Raw genomic sequence first — 20,606 nt, 5'->3', positions numbered from 1 at the left:
CGGAGAGACGGATTAAAAGTGCGAAACGCCGGCGCGGCATCGCCCTCTTGGCGCCAGCGCTTTAAAAAAGTGCAGTAACGCACCATAGCAGGGCGCCGGCCCTGTGTTCCAGGCGCGCAATAATGCGCGGGCGGTAAGCCAGGCCCGGCTAATCGAAGACCGCGCCGGCGGTTCCGAGCGCTAACGGCGGGTCGACTTTCAGCACAATCCAGTTCGAGGTGACGCGCTGCTGTTTTTCATCCTCCACCGTCAGCGAGAGATGATATTCGTTGCTGGCTCCCGCCTCGTCATGCCATTGCGGCATGATAATCGTCCAGCCGTCGGGCTGATTGCTGCGGGGGGGCGGCGTCAGGCTCAGGGCGTGGGTATCGCCTTGCCAACTGACGGCGGTAATGGTATTGCGGGCGACGACCTCGGGTTTAAGCTCAAGGGATTCACCGCTGTGTAATGACCAGGGCGGGGTGGCGAGAAAAACCGACAGCGTTTTTCGTTGCCGGAACGCCAGCACCGGGGCATTGTTGCGCGCCACCAAATCATAGCGGCTGCCGCGCAGCGTGTGCGCCTGGGCAACGTTGCGTGATGAAAGCTGTTGTTCCAGGGGCACGCCCAGGCGGTAATTGACCGTCAGGGCATAGTTATCCTGCGATTCGCCGCTGTCGCCCTGCGTATGGCTGGCCGTCAGGGTCATCAGCGGCACCGGGGTATAATTAACGCCAAATGCAAACGCCGCGGGGTCGTTACGATAATTGCCGCTATCAAACAAATCCACATTATCGCCGTAGTAGCGCTCATATTTGACCGAGGCGCCCAGCTGCCGGTAAAAGGGCAGGTAACCGCGCGTCGTCAGGTCATAGCCGCCGGCCGTTTGGCGCAGGAACCTGGCGGAATTTTGTTCGGCTTTCATGGCGGACAACGGATAATAGAAATTAGTGGACAGGCTGAGATAATCGCCGCTGGCCTCGGCGCCGACGGCGCCGCGCCGCAGGGAGTCATGGGCGAGAAACTGGTCGTAAAACAGGTTATAGCCCACCTGCCAGCGGCCGGCGTTCCAGCGCTGCCCGAGGCCGATATTCGCCACCGCGCCCTGCGCCGACCCCTGCACGCCGACCTGGCTGAACGTCAGCGCCCGGTTGGGATTATCCCACAGCGGCAACAGCAGTTGTCCTGAACTGCCGGCCAGATCGCCCTGGGGCGAGACATCGAGCGAGATGCTGGAATACCCCAGCGGCTGCAGCATGCTTTCGCTTTGCTGCTGCAGTTGCGTCAACACTTTTTCTTTTGCCTGTTCGACCAGATAAGAACGCCACGACCGATAGCTGGCGTCATTGTTCGCCTCGGCCAGCTGTTTTGCCAAAGTGGCGAGTTTCTTTTCCGTTTCACTTTCGTTTAAATTCCCGCCGCCTAAATCGGGTAGGCTCTGGTGTTCGGAATTTATTGCAACGGAATTATTCTGTGAGCTGGACGAATCCGTAGTCAATGCCGCTGCGCTTAAAGAGAGCCACCCCAGGCATCCAACCACCAGAGGCAGAAAATAAGCGCATACCTGATCCAGACGCACATAGGGCATAAGGACAATATCCCTCTCAGTTCACACCCGGTAAACAAGGCATGGTGCTTTGATGACCGGCTCAATGCCGGACTGCTCATAAAGTAACCCGAGAAAGGCACTATACCATAAACCCGTGACGGTCATGAACCTCCTATCCAGCTCAGTATTTTAAACTACAATTATTAAGCTGCTATGCTTTAATCGGCACCTGCCCGCCACAAAAAAAGTCATATAAGACTAAGGCCCGGAGATAACGATATGAAACCCTTAGAAAAGGAACGATTCAATGGCTTAGAATGGCTGCGCTTTTTGCTCGGTTGTTATGTCATGCTTTACCATACCGCCCATACCTATCCCCAGCTACAAAGCATCAGGGGAATAGGCGAACTGACCAGCATGGGATTTTTCGCCACCAGTTCTTTTTTTGTCTTGTCCGGTTTCCTGCTGGCGCATGTCTACGTCCGCGGCAATCAGCTGCGCGAGCCGGCCACCACGTTCTGGGCCAAACGTTTTTTTAACCTTTACCCGATTCATATCGTGGCGCTGGTGTCCTCCATCCTGGTCATCGCCCTGATGCAATGGCTGGCGATCCCGCCGGACGGGCCCGGCGCCAGCGTGCGCTTCGTGGTCTACGATACCAATGACATACTCGGGCAAACCAATCCGGAGCTGTTCCGCCATTATATGGATAACGCTCAACTGGCGTTCAACAGCGTTTTACAATTGCTGATGCTCCAGGCCTGGAACCCCTACTTCCTGACCTTTAACGCGCCGCTGTGGTCGCTTTCCACGCTGTTTTTCTTTTATATCCTTTTCCCCTGGTTTGCGCCGCGGCTGATGAACGCGCGCAGGACCTGGCTCTGGCTGGCGGTGATCTGGGCGCTCTACCTGCTGCCGCCGGCCTGGGTGGTATGGCAACATTTATACGGCATTCCTTATACCGGGCTGCTGCAGCGGGTGCCGATTTTTCGCGTGCCGGAGTTTTTTGGCGGGATACTCGGTTATGCCTTGTTCCGCCGCGCCCGGTTAAAAGAACAGGTTCTCAGCCGCTGGCAGCGTCGCGCCATGGCCTGTTTCATCCTGGTCTGCTTCCTGGTTGCCGCCGCGCTGTTTACCCATGGCCCCAAGTACTGGTATTTCCTGCTGCATAACGGCCTGCTGCTGCCGTCGCAAATCGCGCTGATTTATCTTTGCGCCCTGGCGCGCACGCCTGACAGCGAATGGCTGCGGCATTGGTCTACACGCCTGGGAGCGGCGTCGCTGTCCATGTTTGCGCTGCATGTGCCGCTGTTCAATCTCGCGCGCACCCTGGAACAATTTTTTCGCGGCGATCCCAAAGCCTGTTTCAGCGATTGGCCCGGGTGCATCGCGGCGGCCGGCGACGTACAGCCCTCCCTGGGCGGCTACCTTATTTATATGCTGACGACTATCGCGCTATGCGTGCTGTTCCAGGAACAGTTTGTGGCGCGCATGCGTAAACGCCTGGTGGCACGCTACCTGACCAAGGAGGCGCGGGTCGGGCGTATCGGCGCCCCCGACCGGTCCCATTCCTGAGCACGGCGAAGCCCTCCCGGTCAATGCCGGCCGGGAAAAGGTAAGCCGGACGTCGTCAAGGTAAGCCCTCGCAGCCGGGAGTCGCGGTTTTCAATATGAAGCGGTTGCTGAACAACCGGCGCCCCGTACCGGGGGCCGGTGATGTCACAGCGCCAGCGGGGAGCCGTCAAAGGGATGACGGTTTATAGCGGAGCGCGCCTGCAGCAGTTGGCGGACGTGTTTTACTAATTCAACCATACATTCATCATGCATCCCGTGGTTATTCAGCTCTTGTTCCAGCGCAAACAAATACTGCGCATTGGTCCCGAGCGGACCGCTGGCACAGGCAATTAGCGGGGCGATAATCTGCGAACGGGTATCCGCTTCAAAAAAAGGATGCTTTGGATCCATCACAAACGCCAGCGCCGTGACTTTTTCATCCCCTTCAAGTTGAAGCTCCGTCCAGGTGGGAATATAACAGCCGGTAAGCATTTCCCGCTTCCATAACAGTTCGAGTTCCTCATGCAGTTTGGCTTCCGGCAACCTGAAGGCCAGGCCGGTGGTCTGGCCGCCTTCTTTGAGCGCCAGCATCCTGCCGGGCTGAGTGGCGGTGCCGCGCCCGGCGGTAAGGCGCAGGCAAAAGGCGCGATGCCACCCCATCAGCGTAGCGGGACTGACTTTATCGGCTTCAAATATCGGGTTCCACATTAAAGAGCCGTAACCAAAGATCCACACCGGGCTATTATCCGGCCTGCGGGAAAGCGTACATTGCAATGAGGCATGACGTTGTTCAGGGGACAGTAACAGCGCCTCGTCTATAATGCCGAAGGCGGTTTTACAATCGGCTTTCTGTAAAAAGTCACGTGTTAACACTCGTTTTTCTTCTCCCGGCTGACGATCGCCACACACTAAGGTAAAGCCGTTCACCCGACACTAACAATAAGAATTATGTAAGAGTCAATTATTTTATTGTGAACATTATGACATTATTCGTTTATCGGGACGCTGGCAAGTTTGATCTTTATCACGTTAAAAAAGCAGCGGCCCTGCCCGGCGCTAAAATCCGGCGATGGACGTCCGCTGCTGTCAGGAAGGAAAGGTGGCGGGAATGGATGGCGGTCGTCAGGTCCGGTTATTTCTTGGGATGCCATCGATCGTCATCGCCTTTCTGGTAACCGTGCTTTACCGCCGCCCAGGCGACCTTGTGCGCGGTTTCCTCGCGGGATTCATCCCCGCGCCGCTCCGACTTATCGGCATATTGATCCCAGGCGTGGTTGAACGCCTCGCGATAAATATCCTGGGCATGCTTGGGTAAAACGTTGGTCACGCTGTCCGGTAAGTCTGAATTGCTTTTATAGGGCATGGTGCGTCTCCTTGGCGAACATGGCTAAGTGTCACTTAAGTATAGAAACTTTGCGGGCACGCGCCAGGCCGGCCGGGGGAAAACGGGACACATAAATTTATTTATAGATATCTGATAGGCACACTGCCACGAAACAGGCGGATAAAGACGATTAGATGAATAACATAAGATGATTAAAGGGGATATTTTTTGTATTTTACTAGCTTATAATGTGACTTGCCCGATAAAAATCATCTTATAGCCTGTTTTTCCCATCGCTTCCGGATTATTTTCTTCAAGACGGATATTTATACATAACTTGACATTTTATACAGCCGTTTTCTGGTAGGCTTATTCCATAAATTTTATCGTTGGCGCCTGGTTATAATGATAACCGGTAGCAAGCCTGACTCTTTGCAAGGAGATTACCTATCATGAAATCCGCCGATCAGGGGATCAAAACGCGTCACAAGGAATATACCCTGCTGTTTCCCATTGCAGCGCTGGCGGTATTGATAGTATGGGGCGCCACGCCCACTTTCGCCGTGACGGTCATCATCAATCTTATCGCCCTCATCGCCATCCTTGTCAGCGCGTTTAACGTCGTGCGCCATGCCGACGTGCTGGCGCACCGGCTGGGAGAACCCTTTGGTTCGCTGATCCTCAGCCTGTCGGTGGTGATCCTCGAGGTGAGCCTGATTTCGGCGCTGATGGCCACCGGCAATGCCTCGCCCGGCCTGATGCGCGATACCCTGTTTTCGGTCATCATGATTGTCACTACCGGCTTGGTCGGTTTTTCCCTGCTGCTGGGCGGGCGTAAATTCGCCACCCAGTCGGTGAACCTGGCCGGCATCAAGCAATACCTGATGGCCATCATCCCGCTGGTGGTGATTGTGCTGGTGCTGCCCACGGCCCTGCCGGATGGCAATTTCAGCATCGCCCAGGCACTGTTTGCCGCCGCTATCTCCGCCGCCATGTACGGCGTATTCCTGTTGATACAGACTAAAACGCACCAACGCTATTTTATCTACGAGCATGAAGACGGCGACGACGATGATTCCCACGGCAAACCCTCCGCACACAGCTCCAAATGGCACGGCATTTGGCTACTGTTGCATCTGCTGGCGGTGGTAACCGTGACCAAGTTCAACGCCGGTCCGCTGGAACAACTGCTCGGTGATTTGCATGCGCCCCAACAATTCACCGGCTTCCTGGTCGCGCTGCTGATCCTGTCGCCCGAGGGCCTGGGCGCCATCAGGGCGGTGCTTAAAAACCAGGTGCAACGCGCCATGAATTTGTTTTTCGGTTCAGTGCTCGCCACCATTTCCCTCACGGTGCCCACCGTCACCATCATCGCCATCCTGACAGGCCATCCGCTGGCGTTCGGCCTGGGCATGCCGCAAGTGGTGGTGTTGTTAACCGCCATGATCCTGTGCCAAATCTCCTTTTCAACCGGCCGTACCAATGTATTGAACGGAACCGCGCATCTGGCGCTTTTCGGTGCTTATGTGATGACCCTCATGCTGTAGGGCCGACGGCATTTCCTCCCTCATATTGAAGGGGTTAGCGGGCGTCCGCCGTTCCAGGGCCCCGTACTCGTCTACCGGCGAGATAAAAAAATCGAACCGGTATTTCCCTTACCCGGCGCGATAAAACCCTTTCTTCCGCTGATAAGAAAGAATTTTAAGCAAAATATCCGCCATATCGGTTCTTTTTCACCTATTTGATGATGTAGCGCTGGTGTTCCGTTCATCATAACTGGTATTTTAGTGTTTCTTTACGACGGACCGCACGGCCCGCCCTGCTCACGTTTTGGCTCGTTGTTTTAATGAAAAATCATCTCTTCACCGGTCTTCGCCCGTTCAGCGCGCTTATTGACGCCTGCTGGAAAGAACCTTACACCACCCAGCGCTTTATCAAAGACATCATCGCCGGTATTACCGTCGGCATCATCGCCATTCCCCTGGCCATGGCGCTGGCCATTGGCAGCGGCGTGGCGCCCCAGTACGGCCTGTATACCTCCGCCGTGGCGGGTATTGTCATCGCCCTGTGCGGGGGTTCCAGGTTTAGCGTGTCGGGTCCGACCGCGGCCTTTGTGGTCATACTTTATCCGGTGTCGCAACAGTTCGGGCTTGCCGGTTTGCTGATTGCCACCCTGCTTTCCGGCGTGATCCTGGTGATTATGGGTTTTGCCCGGCTGGGCAAGCTTATCGAGTTTATTCCGCTCTCGGTCACACTGGGCTTTACCTCGGGCATTGCCATCACCATCGCCACCATGCAAATCAAAGACTTTTTTGGTCTTACCCTGCCCGTGGTGCCGGAGGAGTATGTCGGCAAGGTAGCGGCGCTTTTCGCGGCGTTGCCGACGTTCAATCCCGGAGATACGCTGATTGGCATAGGCACCATGGCGGTGCTGGTCTATTGGCCACGCCTGGGCATCCGTTTCCCGGCGCACCTGCCGGCGCTGATAGCCGGCTCCGGCATCATGGCGGTGCTGTGGCTATTTGATATGCCGGTGGCGACCATCGGCACTCGTTTCGGTTATATCCTGGCGGACGGCACCCATGGGCAGGGTATTCCCCCGATCCTGCCGCAGTGGCTGCTGCCGTGGACGCTGCCCGATGTGCACGGCGTGCCGATGGGCTTAAACTGGCATACCGTTTCCGCCCTGCTGCCCGCCGCATTCTCGATGGCGATGCTCGGCGCGATTGAGTCGTTGCTGTGCGCCGTGGTGCTTGACGGCATGACCGGCAAAAAGCATCAGTCTAATAATGAACTTATCGGACAGGGAGTGGGCAATATCATCGCGCCGTTCTTCGGCGGCATTACCGCCACCGCCGCCATTGCGCGTTCGGCGGCCAACGTGCGCGCCGGCGCCACCTCGCCGGTGTCGTCGCTGGTACATTCCCTGCTGGTGCTGCTGGCGCTGCTGGTGCTGGCGCCGTCCCTGTCCTATCTGCCCCTGTCGGCCATGGCCGCGCTGCTGTTGCTGGTAGCCTGGAACATGAGCGAGGCGCGCAAGGTCATTTACCTGCTGCGCCGGGCGCCCAGGGACGATATCGTGGTCATGCTGCTGTGCATGTCGCTGACGGTATTGTTCGATATGGTGATCGCCATTACGGTGGGCATCGTCCTGGCCTCGCTGCTGTTTATGCGCCGTATCGCCGCCATGACCCGTATCAGCGAATTGCCGCAAAGCACCAGCGGCAAGCTCAGGGCGCTGCGGGTCAACGGTCCGCTGTTCTTTGCCGCCGCCGAACGCATTTTTGAGGAAATCGCCGTGCTGACGGCGCAGGATGACGTGATTATTCTGCAATGGGATGCGGTGCCGGTACTGGATGCCGGCGGCCTGCAGGCGTTTGTGCACTTCAGCGAAAACCTGGCGGCGGGCAAACGCCTGGTGATAACCGATATCCCCTTCCAGCCGCTGAAAACGCTGGCGCGGGCCAATATCCATCCCATCCCCGGCCGGCTGGCATTCTACAGCACGTTGGAACAGGCGCTGGCGGAGGAAGCCAAATAAGCCAACACCGGGCTTAATGCCGCCGTGTTAAAGGGAACCCGTGCCGATGGGGTCGAATCGGGCGTGGTGTTCCGCCCGACCGAGCGCCCCATGGCACGCTAGGCCCGCCAACACCGGGCTTAAAGCAGCCGTGTTCAAGGGAGAGCGTGCCTATGGGGTCGCATCGGGCGTGGTGTTCCCGCCCGACCGGGCGCCCCATGGCACGCTAGGCCCGCCAACACCGGGCTTAAAGCAGCCGTGTTCAAGGGAGAGCGTGCCTATGGGGTCGAATCGGGCGTGGTGTTCCCGCCCGACCGAGGCCCCATGGCGCGGTATGCCCGCCAACACTGAACTCAACGCAGACGTGTTCAAGGGAGAGCGTGCCAATGGGGTCGAATCGGGCGTGGTGTTCCCGCCCGACCGGGCGCCCCATGGCACGGCAGGCCCGCCAACACCGGGCTTAAAGCAGCCGTGTTCAAGGGAGAGCGTGCCTATGGGGTCGAATCGGGCGTGGTGTTCCCGCCCGACCGAGCGCCCCATGGCACGCTAGGCCCGCCAACACCGGGCTTAAAGCAGCCGTGTTCAAGGGAGAGCGTGCCTATGGGGTCGAATCGGGCGTGGTGTTCCCGCCCGACCGAGCGCCCCATGGCACGCTAGGCCCGCCAACACCGGACTTAAAGCAGCCGTGTTCAAGGGAGACCGTGCCGATGGGGGTCGATGCAGACAGGACGTTAACTGCCCGTATCCAGCGCCGGAAAGCTTTTCACCAAATCGTCAATGGCTTTCATCTGCACCAGAAACGGCTCGAGCTTATCCAGCGGCAGCGCCGACGGGCCATCGCATTTGGCATGATCGGGATCGGGATGGGCCTCGATAAACAGCCCGGCAATACCCACCGCCATACCGGCGCGGGCCAGCTCGCCCACCTGCGCGCGACGACCGCCCGAGGCGGCGCCGAACGGATCTCGCGTCTGCAGCGCATGGGTCACGTCAAAAATCACCGGACAACCGCCGGAAACGCGGTTCATCACGTTAAATCCCAATATATCCACCACCAGGTTATCGTAGCCGAAATTACTGCCGCGATCGCACAGGATAACCTGCTCATTACCGGCTTCACGGAATTTATCAACGATATTGCCCACCTGCGACGGGCTGATAAACTGCGGTTTTTTAACGTTTATCACCGCACCCGTGCGGGCCATGGCCTCCACCAGATCGGTCTGGCGCGCCAGGAATGCCGGCAACTGTATCACGTCCACCACCCCGGCCACCGTCTGCGCCTGAGCCGCCTCATGCACGTCGGTAATGACCTTCACGCCAAACTGCGCTTTCAGCTCCTGAAAGATCTTCATGCCCTCTTCCAGGCCCGGACCGCGATAAGAGTGAATAGATGAACGGTTGGCTTTATCAAACGAAGCTTTGAACACATACGGAATACCCAGTTTTTGGGTCACGGTCACGTAATGCTCACAAATGCGCATGGCCAGATCGCGCGATTCAAGCACATTCATGCCGCCGAACAGCACAAAAGGACGATCGTTCGCCACCGGGATATCGCCGATATTCACCACAAGTTGTTTCATACCTGTACCTTATACTTTTTATCGACCTGCCGGCCGGGGTAATACCGTCCGGCATCGGGTTAATGTAGGGTCACCGACTTCTGCTCGATGGAATGTATCTGAACCTTGATCATTTCACTGATGGGATCTTCCGGACACTGCTCGACAAAATAATTCAGGTCCGAAAGCGCCACGTGATCACACTCCAGCTGGGCATAAATCAAACCGCGATCGCGGATTTCATAAGGATCGTCGGGATCAAATTCCAGCATCGCCTCGCTGGCGCCCAGGGCCAGCTCCATCTGTTTTTCGTCCATCAGCGCCGATTTTAAGGTGTCGAGCAATTTACGCACCACGGTATTGTTATCCGCTTCTTCCAGATCTTCATCCGCCAGCTCGATACCGGTGCCGATATTGCCGCGCAGCCAAATATCCAGCGTATGCTCATCAAGGGTATCGCCGTTAATCGGGTTGATAAGCCACATCTCGCCGTCAAGCCAGCCCGCGCGCAGTATCATCTGGGTAGGGAAAATCACCGGCAGCAGGGGAATGCCCATGGACTGCGCCACATGCAGCAGGATAATGCCCAACGACGCAGGCAGACCCTGGCGGCGCTCCAGCACATTATCAAGCCACAGGGCGTCCGACAGGCGATACACGCCGCCGACGCCGCCAAATCCCCAGGTACGATAAAACAGCTTGAGCAAAAGCCCCAGCTGTTCGTCCTGGTTCAGCTCCACCGAGATCTGCTCCCGCGCGTCCTCGGCCAGCAAACGCAACTGCTGGCGAACGCTATCGGCGGGAAAATCCTCCCGGATGGCGAGGGAAATACGTATGACACCCTCGCTAAGCGGTGAAAGATTATATTCAAAATCCGCAATATTACTCATAGAAATCCTGTCAGCAGGGGAAGCTTACTGCTAGCCAGCCGGTAAATAGTGTACAGACACGCCAGCCCGCAGATAAATGCCAGCCAGCGGATTTTTTCACGCCGCGTATTGTTGCCCAGCGCAACAGAGCCGAGCAGGATATAAATAACGACCAACACCAGTTTATCCAGCAGCCAGCGGCCGTCGGCGGTGAAGGGAGAAATGCCCGAGAGGATAATCAGCGTGACGCCGGATATCAATAACAGGGTATCGTTGATATGCGGGACAATGCGCACCCACCCTTTGCTCAGCAGGGTGGAACCGCGCCAGCGCCAATAAAAACGGATGATAAACAGCGTAATGGTGATCCATACCGTTGTTAAATGTAAGTACTTGATGGTCATGTAAGCACTCATCACTGCTCCAGCATCCTATAACCGGCGGGTCTTAACCCGGCCATTGTCCCATTGTTACGCGTTCATTGCCGCCATAATCCCGCCGGGAACCCACCAGGACGAAACCGGCGCGCGCCAACAGGCCGCGCACCGCCTCGCCCTGATGCCAGCCATGCTCCAGCGCCACCCAGCCACCGGGATGCAGGTGGTCGGCGGCGCCCACGACGATGGCCGTCAAATCGGCCAGTCCGTTATCGTCCGCCACCAGCGCGCTTTGCGGCTCGAAACGCACGTCTCCCTGATGCAGATGCGGGTCGTCCACGGCGATATAGGGCGGATTACTCACAATAAGGGTATAGCGCATTCCCTGCAATGATTTAAACCAACTTCCCGTCGCGAAGCGCGCATTGGCGATACCCAGCTGCAGGGCGTTCTCACGCGCCAATGCCACCGCCTCGGGCCGCAAGTCCACGCCGGTCACCCGCCATGACGGCCTTTCGCTGGCCAATGCCAGGGCAATGGCGCCGGTGCCGGTGCCCAGATCCAGCACCTGCGCCGGCTGGTCGGGCAGCAGCGCCAGCGCCTGCTCCACCAAACATTCGGTGTCGGGACGCGGGATAAGCGTGGCGGACGAAACCTTAAGCTTCAGGGACCAAAATTCACGCTCGCCGGTCAGGTAGGCTATCGGTTCCCCCGCCGCGCGCCGCAGCAGCAGGGCGTCGAGCCGCGCAAGCTCCTCCGGCGTCAGGGGTGTTTCGCCAAAGGCCAGCAGCCAGGTACGCGCACGTCCGGTGACAAAACCGAGCAGGATTTCGGCATCCCGTCTGGGGCTGTCGCCGCCGGCGAGCCGGCGCGCGGCGCCATCAAGCCACTGGCCGCACTGCATCAGGATTGCTCTGCCAGCGCCGCCAGCTGATCCGCCTGGTACTCCTGCATGATCGGCTGGATCAGCATATCCAGTTTGCCTTCAATCACTTCATCCAGGCGATAAAGCGTCAGGCCGATACGGTGATCGGTCACGCGCCCCTGGGGGAAATTATAGGTCCGGATACGATCGGAGCGATCGCCGCTGCCCAGCAGGTTGCGGCGGGTCGACGCCTCCTCCAGCTGGCGCCGGCGCACCTCGGCCGCGCGCAGCCTGGCGCCCAGCACCGCCAGCGCCTTGGCTTTGTTCTTGTGCTGCGACCGTTCGTCCTGGCATTCAACCACCAGGCCGGTTGGAAGATGGGTAATGCGGATGGCGGAATCGGTGGTATTGACGTGCTGGCCGCCCGCGCCGGAGGACCGAAAGGTATCGATACGCAAATCCCCGGCATTGATCACCGGCAATTCCTCTTCCGGGATTGCGGGCATGACCGCCACCGTGCAGGCGGAAGTGTGAATGCGGCCCTGGGATTCGGTTTCCGGCACCCGCTGCACGCGATGGCCGCCGGACTCGAACTTCAGCTGGCCATAGGCGCCGTCGTTGTCTATTTTAGCGATCACTTCCTTGTAGCCGCCGTGCTCGCCGTCGCTGGCGCTGACGATCTCTACCCGCCAGCGCCGGGTTTCGGCAAAGCGGCTGTACATCCTGAACAGATCGCCGGCAAAGATGGCGGCTTCGTCGCCGCCGGTGCCGGCGCGCACTTCCAGGAAACAGCCGCGTTCATCATCCGGGTCTTGCGGCAGCAGCAGCAACTGCAACTGCTGCTCCAGCTCTTCCTGCAATGCTTTTAACTCTTTCAGTTCTTCTTGCGCCATATCGCGCATTTCCGGGTCGTCGAGCATCGTTTCCGCGGTGTGGATATCCTCCTGTACCTGCTGCCAGCGCTTAAAGGACGCGGTAACATCGGTCAGCTGCGCATATTCTTTCGACAGCGCGCGAAATCTATCCTGATCGTTAATGATGCCGGCGTCGCCAAGCAACACCTCGACTTCTTCTTGGCGCTCTTGCAACGCTTCCAGTTTGGCAACGATAGAAGGCTTCATAGGTGATGGTTTTACCTTATTAGTATAATGAGCTAGTCCAGTCCCAGACTGTCCCGCAGGATTTGCAGCCGTTCGACATCACCGTCACGGGCGGCCTGTTGCAGTGATTTGGTTGGAGCGTGGATAAGACGATTGGTCAGGCGGTGGGCCATGTCGCGGATCACCGCCTCGGGGTCGGCGCCGAGCCTGATGGCCGCCACGGCGCGCTCCTCTATTTCCGCACGCAGGCTATCGGCCTGGGAACGGAAATCGCGAATGGTTTCCACCGCGCTTTGCGCGCGCAGCCAGCCCATGAAATCCAGACATTCCTGCGCGACGATGGTTTCGGCCTGGACGGCCGCCGACTGTCGCTGGGCGAGGTTTTTTTCAATAATGGCCTGTAAATCATCCACCGTATAAAGATAGGCGTTGGGGACCTTGCCCACGTCCGGCTCGATATCGCGCGGCACCGCGATATCCACCAGCAACATCGGCTGGTTGCGGCGCTGCTTCATAGCCCGCTCGACCATGCCCTTGCCGATAATGGGAAGCGTGCTGGCGGTGGAACTGATAATGATATCGGCACTGGCCAGGCGGTCGTCGAGCCCGGCCAGGTCGATGACCTGCGCCCCGACCTCGTCGGCCAGCAGTTGCGCGCGCTCGCGGGTGCGGTTGGCGATGATCAGCTGCTTGACATGGTGCTCACGCAGATGACGCGCCACCAGTTCGATGGTTTCGCCGGCGCCGACCAGCAGCACCGTGACATCGGCCAGGGATTCAAAAATCTGCCGCGCCAGGGTACAGGCGGCAAACGCCACCGATACCGCGTTGGACCCGATTTCGGTTTCAGTGCGCACCCGCTTGGCGACGGAAAAGGATTTCTGGAATAAGCGTTCCAGCTCGCCGGAAACGGTATGCCCGCGTTGGGAATCCGCAAAGGCTTTTTTTACCTGCCCGAGGATCTGCGGCTCGCCCAGCACCATGGAATCCAGCCCGCTGGCGACCCGCATCAAGTGGCTGACCGCGCCGTCGTCCAGATGCCAGTAGAGGCTTTGGCGCACCTCGTCCGGCTGCAAATGATGATAATCGCATAACCAGCCCACCAGCGATTCCTTGAAATTTTCCTGCTGCGCCACGCTTAGGTATAATTCGGTCCGGTTGCATGTAGACAGCACGACGCCGCCCCGCACCAGCGGTTGCTGGAGCAGGCTGACCAGCGCCTGGTCAAGGGTTTCGGGCGAAAACGCTATCCGCTCGCGTAACGCAACCGGCGCCGTTTTATGATTAATACCTAATGCGAGCAGGGTCATGGAATACGGCTATTAAATAATACGAGTGTTAGTATGGTTATGGTTTGAGTGCATTCTACTTGATGCGCGTGATCAAGAAAAGTCACACCGCATTTTCGACCTATCAGGGCATGGCGCCGGTAATGAAATAAATGCCGCTTAGCGTGAAAATTGACGCTATCATGGTGTTAATCACCGGACAAAACGCCTTACCCACGAGAAAATTAAGGAAGCAGTTCCCTATGCCGAAGCGTATTCCCGCCTACTACCGCGTATTGCCGCTGGCCGGCCTGCTATTGGCCGCCTGTAGCGTCCACACGCCCTCAGGCCCCGCTAAAAGCCAAACCTCACCCGAGTGGCAACAGCATCAACGCTCGGTGTCGCAGCTGTCCAGCTACCAGACGCGCGGCTCTTTCGCCTATATTTCCGGCCAGCAAAAAGTTTATGCCCGCTTTAACTGGCAGCAAACCGGCGCCGATCGCTACCGCCTGCTGCTGACCAATCCGCTCGGCAGCACCGAAATGGATTTGAACGTGCAGCCCGGCGTGGCCCAGATTACCAATAACCAGGGTAAGAAGTATGTCAGCAACGATCCGCAGCAGATGATCCAAAAGCTGACCGGCATGAATATTCCCCTCGACAACCTGCGTAAATGGATGCTGGGGCTGCCGGGCGACGCCACCGATTTCACCCTCGATTCGCGCGGCTTGCTCAAACAGGTCAACTACAGCCAGGACGGCCAGCAATGGACGGTGGTTTACCTGGGCTACCATGACGACAGCCGGCCGGTGCTGCCGGCCAATCTGGAACTGCGCCAGGGCGAGCAGCGTATTAAACTCAAAATGGACAGCTGGACCCTGCAATGATTCATCAATGGCCGGCGCCGGCTAAACTCAATTTATTTTTATATATTACCGGCCGGCGGCCCGACGGCTACCATCAGTTGCAAACGCTGTTCCAGTTTCTTGACTACGGCGATACGCTGACCATCGAGCCGGTCGCAGGCGGGGATATCCGGCTGCTGACGCCCCTTGCCGGCGTACGCGACGATGATAACCTTATCGTCCGGGCGGCGCGGTTGCTGCAGCGTCGCCGGTGGGGGGCTAAAAATAATTCCGCCCTGCCCGGCGCCGATATTCGCCTGGTTAAACGCCTGCCGATGGGCGGCGGGCTCGGCGGGGGATCCTCCGACGCCGCCACGGTGCTGGTGGCCCTTAATCATCTGTGGCGCTGCGGCCTTGAGCAGGAAGCGCTGGCCCGTCTGGGCCTCGAACTTGGCGCCGACGTACCGGTGTTCGTGCGGGGCCACGCGGCCTTTGCCGAGGGAATCGGCGAAATATTGACCCCGGCCGATCCGCCGGAAAAATGGTACCTGGTCACCCTCCCCGGCGTAAGCATATCGACGCCGGCGATATTCGCCGATCCGGCGTTAAAAAGAGACTCGCCGGTACGCGCGCTGGAGGCGTTATTAGCGCAGCCTTTTCATAATGATTGTGAGCCAATCGCAAGAAAACATTTTTACGAGGTTGAACAGCATCTTTCATGGCTGTTAGAATACGCGCCGTCGCGACTGACTGGCACCGGCGCTTGTGTATTTGCCGAATTCGATACCGAGTCCGCCGCCCGTCAGGTGCTGGAGCATGCCCCGGCGTGGATGCGTGGTTTTGTGGCGCGAGGCGTTAACGTTTCGCCGCTGCACCGCGTGTTGACCGGGGCGCATTAAGGTAACCGGACCGTTATGCCGCCGCTAGGTGACGGTTCCGCCAGGTTATCTCGATTTATCTTTACCCGTGTGGCATTGCCCTGTATGGCGCTCCGGTCCCGAGTGTTATGCTGTGCAATACCTTCTCTGGACGCAAGCCTGAGGTTCTTCTCGTGCCTGATATGAAGCTTTTTGCTGGTAACGCCACCCCGGAACTAGCACAACGTATTGCCAACCGTTTATATACCAGTCTTGGTGACGCCGCTGTAGGTCGCTTTAGCGACGGCGAAGTCAGCGTGCAAATCAATGAAAATGTACGCGGTGGTGATATTTTCATCATCCAGTCCACCTGTGCGCCAACCAATGACAACCTGATGGAACTGGTGGTCATGGTCGACGCGTTACGCCGCGCATCCGCCGGTCGTATCACCGCCGTTATCCCCTATTTTGGTTATGCCCGCCAGGATCGGCGCGTGCGTTCCGCACGTGTGCCCATCACCGCGAAAGTGGTGGCGGACTTCTTATCCAGCGTAGGGGTTGACCGTGTCCTGACGGTGGACCTGCACGCGGAACAGATCCAAGGCTTCTTTGATGTTCCGGTCGACAACGTTTTCGGCAGCCCGATTCTGCTGGAGGATATGCTGCAGCAGGATTTGGAAAATCCGATCGTGGTATCGCCGGATATCGGCGGCGTGGTACGCGCCCGCGCCATCGCCAAATTACTGAACGATACCGATATGGCCATCATCGATAAACGCCGTCCGCGCGCAAACGTTTCCCAGGTGATGCACATCATCGGTGACGTGGCGGGCCGTGACTGTGTGTTGGTAGACGATATGATCGATACCGGCGGCACCCTGTGCAAAGCGGCGGAGGCGCTGAAGGATCGGGGCGCAAAACGTGTTTTTGCCTATGCCACCCATCCGATTTTTTCCGGTAATGCGTTCGACAACATCAAGAATTCGGTTATCGATGAGGTCATTGTTTGCGATACCATTCCGTTGGATCCCAAGATTAAAGCACTGCCCAACGTCCGTACCCTGACCCTGTCGGGCATGTTGGCCGAGGCCATTCGTCGCATCAGCAACGAAGAATCCATCTCCGCCATGTTCGAGCATTAATAGCCGCCGGCGTCGCCGCCCCGGCGGCGCGCCTTGCTCATTCCACGCCACGGCGATCGGCCGGCGTGTGGTTTAGCCCCCGGATACGGGCCGCCCGGCCCGCCCGTATTACTGTTTCCCGCTTTTTATGCAAAAAAAATCCCGAACCCGTAAGCAGGTTCAGGACAGGAAATAAAACCAGTCATCGTTGATATTAATCTATGTCGTTGTTTTTTCAATTGTTATCGCCCGCGTTAACGGACAGTGAGAGACACAAGCCGCTGTTTCGACGGCGGCGTTAAATGACCGGTTGCCAACCAGCGGCGCCAATAAAGACCTCCGCCGGATCAGTGCATTTGTCAAAAACCTGGCTCAAGGTGCCGGCGCTTAATGATGTCCGGTACGACGGCAGCGGGAATCAAACCTGCGATGCCACCAGTAACGATCGCTGATGCGTTCGTGCCCGCCCATGCGCGCCCCTGCAACCCATAACAAGGCGCCGATAAAAATACCCATGATGGCGCTATGCGCGACCAATGGCGTAAAGTGCAATTGCGGAAGCTGATTTAATACTGAACAGGCAAGCCCTGCGAGCATCATTATCATACCTACGCCCATCAGGCTGTTGCCACATAAGAGTGCTGATTTGCGTTTCATCGTTCACCTCCGGGTTACTCAATGAAATCGTGAATTGTTCATTCGTCGTCCTTATCAATCTGTGTAAAGTATAGTCAATATCTTGCTAAAGGCATCGTGCCCGCGATCACAGAGTTGACAATAAGTCACACAAATCATAATTCCCTGTCATTCTGTTTTTAAAAGAAATTGATCTCGATCAATGAGGCGCGCAATAGCGTGCCGGCACGCGGGATTGCAGCTTTTTTGAACGGCCGGTCACAGCCTGGCGCCAGGGATTACCTCATGATCGGATCAGACGAGAGGAGGTGACTATGTACACTGACGACCTGGAAGTGATAACCAGCCTCGGGCTTGCACTGACGATTATCATTCTGTTTTGCGCGTTGCTGTAACGGACGGGGTTACAACGCGAGGCTCATGTCGACGCAAGACAGATAGCGTTGCGCCGAGGCGGAATAATATTGCCCCTCGCCCAGGATGCTGAAACCGCGGCGACGATAAAATTGCACGGCGTTCGGCGTCGAGGCCAAGGTTAAACGGGTTAACCCCCGGGTTTTCGCCTCGCTGATAATCCGCGCCAGGATACGCGCGGCATATCCCCTGCCCTGGTACGCCGGCAGGGTAAAGATGGCCTCCACCGACGCCCTTTTGACATCCAGGAACCCCGTTGCCACAGGCCCGCCGGCGGCTGTCGCGGCAATGACGAAAAAAAGATTTTGCGTGATGCAGGCAACAAAGCCCGCCGGCATGATGTCCGGCGTAAAAGCCATGATGGTGTCGGCATCATAGACGCCCACACAGCCCGCCCGGACGGCCTGATTGCGGATTAGCCATAATGCCTGCGCCTCCTGGGCGCGCGCCAGCCGCAGTTCCATAATGCCCCCATGACGTTTTCATGCGTTACACATCATCCCCATTATTGCCATCAATCCGCCGGCAACGAAAGCGTGTTTTCGCGCGCCAGGGCACCCGCAATGCCATGAGGCTTGCCCGACGGGGTGATGACACTTCGCTAAGCCGCTGCGGCGCAAATCTGTTAACATGACCGCGGGATCACCGGCGCAGGACCACGGCCGCCTGATTTCCCGTTGTGCGTTGGTCTGTTTAATCGAGAGCAATAGTTGAGAATGAAACCGTAATGACTATCAAGTTGATTGTTGGCCTGGCGAATCCGGGCGCGGAATATGCCGCCACCCGCCATAACGCGGGCGCCTGGTATGTGGATCTGCTGGCGGAACAGTTTCGCCAGTCCCTCAGGGAAGAGAGCAAATTCTACGGGTATACCGCCCGCCTGGCGATTGCCGGACAGGACGTCAGGCTGCTGGTCCCGACCACATTTATGAATCTGAGCGGCAAGGCGGTCGCCTCTGTTGCCACGTTTTACCGTATCCTGCCGGAAGAAATCCTGGTGGCGCACGATGAGCTGGATCTGTTGCCGGGCAACGCCCGCTTGAAGCTGGGCGGCGGCCATGGCGGCCATAACGGCCTGAAGGATATCATCAGCCGGTTGGGCAATAATCCCAACTTCCATCGTCTGCGCATCGGCATCGGCCATCCGGGCGACAAAAGCAAAGTGGTGGGTTTTGTTCTGGGCAAGCCGCCGGCCAGCGAGCTGACCTTAATCGATCAAGCCGTGGCCGAGGCGGTTAAATGCACCGAGATCTTAATCCAGGAAGGCCCGGTAAAAGCGATGAATCGCCTGCACGCCTTCAAAGCCGCCTGATGGCTCTCCGACCCGGAGCAAAAGCGACCTGCCGCCGCGTGCGGACCTATACCAGGCGATGAGCCCAGTCGCCCCGGCGCCAATCGAGTTATGCGCGGTTTATGTGTATAATGGGGCATTAACGTATTGATGGTACGGTAAGACTAAATTAACCATCTGATAATAAAGCTATTTAAGGTGATATAACCATGGGTTTCAAATGCGGTATTGTGGGTCTGCCGAACGTGGGTAAGTCCACGCTATTCAATGCATTGACCAAAGCGGGAATTGAAGCGGCCAATTTTCCGTTCTGTACGATTGAACCGAATACCGGCGTGGTGCCGATGCCCGATCCGCGCCTGGACCAGCTGGCGGCCATCGTCAAGCCGCAGCGTATCGTGCCGACCACCATGGAATTCGTTGATATCGCCGGCCTGGTCAAAGGCGCGTCGAAGGGCGAAGGACTGGGCAACCAGTTCCTGACCAATATCCGCGAAACCGAGGCCATCGGCCATGTGGTGCGCTGCTTCGAGAACGATAATATCATCCACGTTGCCGGCAAAGTCGACCCGGTGGATGATATCGACGTGATTAATACCGAGCTGGCGCTGTCCGATCTGGAAGCCTGCGAGCGCGCTATCTTCCGGGTGCAAAAACGCGCCAAGGGCGGCGATAAGGATGCCAAGATCGAGCTGTCCGCGCTGGAAAAATGCCTGCCGCACCTGGGCAACGCCGGCATGCTGCGCACGCTCGATCTCAATGAGGAAGAAAAAGCGGCTATCCGTTATCTCAGCTTCCTGACGCTTAAGCCGACCATGTATATCGCCAACGTCAATGAAGACGGCTACGAAAACAACCCCTACCTGGATAAAGTCCGGGCTATCGCCGCCGGGGAAGGCTCGGTTGTGGTGGCGGTTTGCGCCGCGGTGGAATCCGATATCGCCGAACTGGAAGAAGAGGAGCGCGCGGAATTCATGGCGGAACTGGGGCTGGAAGAACCGGGCCTGAACCGGGTGATCCGCGCCGGCTACGAGTTGCTGAACCTGCAGACCTACTTTACCGCCGGGGTCAAGGAAGTGCGCGCCTGGACCATCCCGGTCGGCGCCACCGCCCCGCAGGCGGCCGGTAAAATCCATACTGATTTCGAAAAAGGTTTTATCCGCGCCCAGACCATCGCGTTTGAAGATTTTATTGCCTATAAAGGCGAGCAAGGCGCCAAGGAAGCCGGCAAGATGCGCTCCGAAGGCAAGGAATATATCGTCAAGGATGGCGATGTGATGAACTTCTTGTTTAACGTCTAATAGCGATTGTCGCATCATGAGATATCAGTGAATCTCACGAAGACCGATTAACCTGATTAAAACCCACGCCATGGCGTGGGTTTTTCTTTTCATGGTGTCTCACGTCATCTCATAAAAGCGCAGCCAGCATTCACCCAGACCGATAGCAGTTGCGAACGGTTCGATAAAACG

19 protein-coding genes are annotated in these 20,606 nt (G+C 57.6%); 8 read left to right on the top strand and 11 right to left on the bottom strand.

Annotation, left to right across the window (positions count from 1 at the left end):
* Positions 1-148: 148 nt before the first annotated feature.
* Positions 149-1,567, bottom strand: a complete 1,419-nt coding sequence (locus tag ACL2XG_RS03035; protein ID WP_413722916.1) for a YchO/YchP family invasin — start codon at positions 1,565-1,567, stop codon at positions 149-151.
* A gap of 240 nt (positions 1,568-1,807) precedes the next feature.
* On the opposite strand from ACL2XG_RS03035, the gene ACL2XG_RS03030 reads away from it, so the two are divergent.
* On the top strand, positions 1,808-3,103 hold the full coding sequence (locus ACL2XG_RS03030) for an acyltransferase family protein (protein WP_410014974.1): 1,296 nt from the start codon (positions 1,808-1,810) through the stop codon (positions 3,101-3,103).
* Positions 3,104-3,247: 144 nt separating this feature from the next.
* On the opposite strand, the gene ACL2XG_RS03025 is transcribed toward ACL2XG_RS03030, so the two are convergent.
* On the bottom strand, positions 3,248-3,955 hold the full coding sequence (locus ACL2XG_RS03025; protein WP_410014973.1) for a gamma-glutamylcyclotransferase: 708 nt from the start codon (positions 3,953-3,955) through the stop codon (positions 3,248-3,250).
* Between the two features lie 259 nt (positions 3,956-4,214).
* Positions 4,215-4,445 (bottom strand): putative cation transport regulator ChaB, encoded by a 231-nt coding sequence (chaB, locus tag ACL2XG_RS03020; protein ID WP_413722917.1) that lies wholly within the window; start codon positions 4,443-4,445, stop codon positions 4,215-4,217.
* 413 nt (positions 4,446-4,858) lie between these two features.
* Here chaB and chaA point away from each other — a divergent pair, with 413 nt between their 5' ends.
* Both chaA and dauA read left to right on the top strand, forming a co-directional pair.
* Positions 4,859-5,953 (top strand): sodium-potassium/proton antiporter ChaA, encoded by a 1,095-nt coding sequence (gene chaA, locus ACL2XG_RS03015; protein WP_410014971.1) that lies wholly within the window; start codon positions 4,859-4,861, stop codon positions 5,951-5,953.
* Positions 5,954-6,252: 299 nt separating this feature from the next.
* Positions 6,253-7,947, top strand: coding sequence for a C4-dicarboxylic acid transporter DauA (dauA, locus tag ACL2XG_RS03010; RefSeq protein WP_413722918.1), 1,695 nt, complete (start codon positions 6,253-6,255; stop codon positions 7,945-7,947).
* A gap of 710 nt (positions 7,948-8,657) precedes the next feature.
* Here the strand turns inward: dauA and kdsA are convergent.
* From kdsA to hemA, 6 genes are read right to left on the bottom strand one after another with little or no spacing between them, the layout of a single operon-like run.
* Entirely contained in the window at positions 8,658-9,512 is an 855-nt protein-coding gene (kdsA, locus tag ACL2XG_RS03005) for a 3-deoxy-8-phosphooctulonate synthase (protein WP_410014969.1), read from the bottom strand.
* A 59-nt stretch (positions 9,513-9,571) separates the two neighbouring features.
* A complete protein-coding gene (gene sirB1, locus ACL2XG_RS03000; protein WP_410014968.1) occupies positions 9,572-10,381 on the bottom strand; it encodes an invasion regulator SirB1 in 810 nt (269 codons plus the stop codon).
* Positions 10,378-10,776 (bottom strand): SirB2 family protein, encoded by a 399-nt coding sequence (locus ACL2XG_RS02995; RefSeq protein WP_410014967.1) that lies wholly within the window; start codon positions 10,774-10,776, stop codon positions 10,378-10,380. Before ACL2XG_RS02995 ends, sirB1 begins: the two co-directional genes overlap by 4 nt.
* 31 nt (positions 10,777-10,807) lie before the next feature.
* Positions 10,808-11,641 carry a peptide chain release factor N(5)-glutamine methyltransferase gene (gene prmC, locus ACL2XG_RS02990; RefSeq protein WP_410014966.1) on the bottom strand — a complete coding sequence of 278 codons (834 nt, stop codon included), beginning with the start codon at positions 11,639-11,641 and terminating at the stop codon, positions 10,808-10,810.
* On the bottom strand, positions 11,641-12,723 hold the full coding sequence (prfA, locus tag ACL2XG_RS02985; RefSeq protein WP_410014965.1) for a peptide chain release factor 1: 1,083 nt from the start codon (positions 12,721-12,723) through the stop codon (positions 11,641-11,643). The genes prmC and prfA overlap by 1 nt, the downstream gene beginning before the upstream one ends.
* Positions 12,724-12,755: 32 nt before the next feature.
* Complete coding sequence (gene hemA / locus ACL2XG_RS02980) at positions 12,756-14,012, bottom strand: glutamyl-tRNA reductase (RefSeq protein ID WP_410014964.1); 1,257 nt, start codon at positions 14,010-14,012, stop codon at positions 12,756-12,758.
* A 221-nt stretch (positions 14,013-14,233) separates the two neighbouring features.
* Between hemA and lolB the strand changes: the two genes are divergently transcribed.
* The 3 genes from lolB to prs all read left to right on the top strand — a co-directional run bounded on the left by lolB (position 14,234) and on the right by prs (position 16,814).
* A complete protein-coding gene (lolB, locus tag ACL2XG_RS02975) occupies positions 14,234-14,857 on the top strand; it encodes a lipoprotein insertase outer membrane protein LolB (protein WP_410014963.1) in 624 nt (207 codons plus the stop codon).
* Positions 14,854-15,714 carry a 4-(cytidine 5'-diphospho)-2-C-methyl-D-erythritol kinase gene (ispE, locus tag ACL2XG_RS02970; RefSeq protein ID WP_410014962.1) on the top strand — a complete coding sequence of 287 codons (861 nt, stop codon included), beginning with the start codon at positions 14,854-14,856 and terminating at the stop codon, positions 15,712-15,714. The genes lolB and ispE overlap by 4 nt, the downstream gene beginning before the upstream one ends.
* Positions 15,715-15,866: 152 nt before the next feature.
* A complete protein-coding gene (prs, locus tag ACL2XG_RS02965; RefSeq protein ID WP_331122568.1) occupies positions 15,867-16,814 on the top strand; it encodes a ribose-phosphate diphosphokinase in 948 nt (315 codons plus the stop codon).
* Positions 16,815-17,180: 366 nt separating this feature from the next.
* Here the strand turns inward: prs and ychH are convergent, their stop codons facing one another.
* Together ychH and ACL2XG_RS02955 are read right to left on the bottom strand one after the other, a co-directional pair.
* Positions 17,181-17,450: a stress-induced protein YchH gene (gene ychH, locus ACL2XG_RS02960; RefSeq protein ID WP_410014961.1), complete on the bottom strand. Its 270-nt coding sequence runs from the start codon at positions 17,448-17,450 to the stop codon at positions 17,181-17,183.
* A 383-nt stretch (positions 17,451-17,833) separates the two neighbouring features.
* Positions 17,834-18,307, bottom strand: coding sequence for a GNAT family N-acetyltransferase (locus tag ACL2XG_RS02955; RefSeq protein WP_413722919.1), 474 nt, complete (start codon positions 18,305-18,307; stop codon positions 17,834-17,836).
* A 263-nt stretch (positions 18,308-18,570) separates the two neighbouring features.
* Between ACL2XG_RS02955 and pth the strand changes: the two genes are divergently transcribed.
* Together pth and ychF are read left to right on the top strand one after the other, a co-directional pair.
* Positions 18,571-19,155: an aminoacyl-tRNA hydrolase gene (pth, locus tag ACL2XG_RS02950; RefSeq protein ID WP_413722920.1), complete on the top strand. Its 585-nt coding sequence runs from the start codon at positions 18,571-18,573 to the stop codon at positions 19,153-19,155.
* 188 nt (positions 19,156-19,343) lie between these two features.
* Positions 19,344-20,435: a redox-regulated ATPase YchF gene (gene ychF / locus ACL2XG_RS02945; RefSeq protein WP_410014958.1), complete on the top strand. Its 1,092-nt coding sequence runs from the start codon at positions 19,344-19,346 to the stop codon at positions 20,433-20,435.
* The last annotated feature ends 171 nt before the right edge of the window (positions 20,436-20,606 follow it).

Source organism: Sodalis sp. RH24 (genome assembly GCF_047324145.1).
In the GTDB taxonomy this organism is placed as follows: Bacteria; Pseudomonadota; Gammaproteobacteria; order Enterobacterales; family Enterobacteriaceae; genus Acerihabitans.
This window is presented reverse-complemented; position numbering and strand designations above follow the sequence as displayed.

What these genes read in the sequence shown, in the direction of transcription:
- ACL2XG_RS03035 (WP_413722916.1), bottom strand. Translation starts at nt 1,567, where the DNA reads ATGCCCTATGTGCGTCTGGATCAGGTATGCGCTTATTTTCTGCCTCTG.
- ACL2XG_RS03030 (WP_410014974.1), top strand. Translation starts at nt 1,808, where the DNA reads ATGAAACCCTTAGAAAAGGAACGATTCAATGGCTTAGAATGGCTGCGC.
- chaB (WP_413722917.1), bottom strand. Translation starts at nt 4,445, where the DNA reads ATGCCCTATAAAAGCAATTCAGACTTACCGGACAGCGTGACCAACGTT.
- chaA (WP_410014971.1), top strand. Translation starts at nt 4,859, where the DNA reads ATGAAATCCGCCGATCAGGGGATCAAAACGCGTCACAAGGAATATACC.
- dauA (WP_413722918.1), top strand. Translation starts at nt 6,253, where the DNA reads ATGAAAAATCATCTCTTCACCGGTCTTCGCCCGTTCAGCGCGCTTATT.
- kdsA (WP_410014969.1), bottom strand. Translation starts at nt 9,512, where the DNA reads ATGAAACAACTTGTGGTGAATATCGGCGATATCCCGGTGGCGAACGAT.
- sirB1 (WP_410014968.1), bottom strand. Translation starts at nt 10,381, where the DNA reads ATGAGTAATATTGCGGATTTTGAATATAATCTTTCACCGCTTAGCGAG.
- ACL2XG_RS02995 (WP_410014967.1), bottom strand. Translation starts at nt 10,776, where the DNA reads ATGAGTGCTTACATGACCATCAAGTACTTACATTTAACAACGGTATGG.
- prmC (WP_410014966.1), bottom strand. Translation starts at nt 11,641, where the DNA reads ATGCAGTGCGGCCAGTGGCTTGATGGCGCCGCGCGCCGGCTCGCCGGC.
- prfA (WP_410014965.1), bottom strand. Translation starts at nt 12,723, where the DNA reads ATGAAGCCTTCTATCGTTGCCAAACTGGAAGCGTTGCAAGAGCGCCAA.
- hemA (WP_410014964.1), bottom strand. Translation starts at nt 14,012, where the DNA reads ATGACCCTGCTCGCATTAGGTATTAATCATAAAACGGCGCCGGTTGCG.
- lolB (WP_410014963.1), top strand. Translation starts at nt 14,234, where the DNA reads ATGCCGAAGCGTATTCCCGCCTACTACCGCGTATTGCCGCTGGCCGGC.
- ispE (WP_410014962.1), top strand. Translation starts at nt 14,854, where the DNA reads ATGATTCATCAATGGCCGGCGCCGGCTAAACTCAATTTATTTTTATAT.
- ychH (WP_410014961.1), bottom strand. Translation starts at nt 17,450, where the DNA reads ATGAAACGCAAATCAGCACTCTTATGTGGCAACAGCCTGATGGGCGTA.
- ACL2XG_RS02955 (WP_413722919.1), bottom strand. Translation starts at nt 18,307, where the DNA reads ATGGAACTGCGGCTGGCGCGCGCCCAGGAGGCGCAGGCATTATGGCTA.
- pth (WP_413722920.1), top strand. Translation starts at nt 18,571, where the DNA reads ATGACTATCAAGTTGATTGTTGGCCTGGCGAATCCGGGCGCGGAATAT.
- ychF (WP_410014958.1), top strand. Translation starts at nt 19,344, where the DNA reads ATGGGTTTCAAATGCGGTATTGTGGGTCTGCCGAACGTGGGTAAGTCC.